The organism is Enterobacter sp. Acro-832 (assembly GCF_011752745.1).
GTDB lineage: Bacteria > Pseudomonadota > Gammaproteobacteria > Enterobacterales > Enterobacteriaceae > Enterobacter > Enterobacter quasiroggenkampii.
Map to the genome: position 1 here is coordinate 1 of NZ_VWWX01000026.1, position 336 is coordinate 336.

General features: G+C 50.9%; 2 tRNA genes. Both read left to right on the plus strand.

The window, feature by feature from the left end:
• Positions 1–48: 48 nt before the first annotated feature.
• Positions 49–125, plus strand: a tRNA-Ile gene (locus F3J31_RS23255).
• A gap of 107 nt (positions 126–232) precedes the next feature.
• A tRNA-Ala gene (locus tag F3J31_RS23260) sits at positions 233–308 on the plus strand.
• Positions 309–336: the final 28 nt, after the last annotated feature.

A 336-nucleotide genomic window follows, 5' to 3' on the forward strand; every position in this document is an offset into this window, starting at 1 on the left:
GTGCTCACACAGATTGTCTGATGAAAAAACAGCAGTAAAAATCTCTGCAGGCTTGTAGCTCAGGTGGTTAGAGCGCACCCCTGATAAGGGTGAGGTCGGTGGTTCAAGTCCACTCAGGCCTACCAAATTTTCCCTGATACTGCGTTGCGGCAACGCTCACATACTGATGTATGCTTCGCGTTACCACGCCTTGTCTCAGGAAAAATTACCGGTACAGAGATTGCAAAACGATGGGGCTATAGCTCAGCTGGGAGAGCGCCTGCTTTGCACGCAGGAGGTCTGCGGTTCGATCCCGCATAGCTCCACCATCTTTTACTGCGAACCCAAGAAAACTTC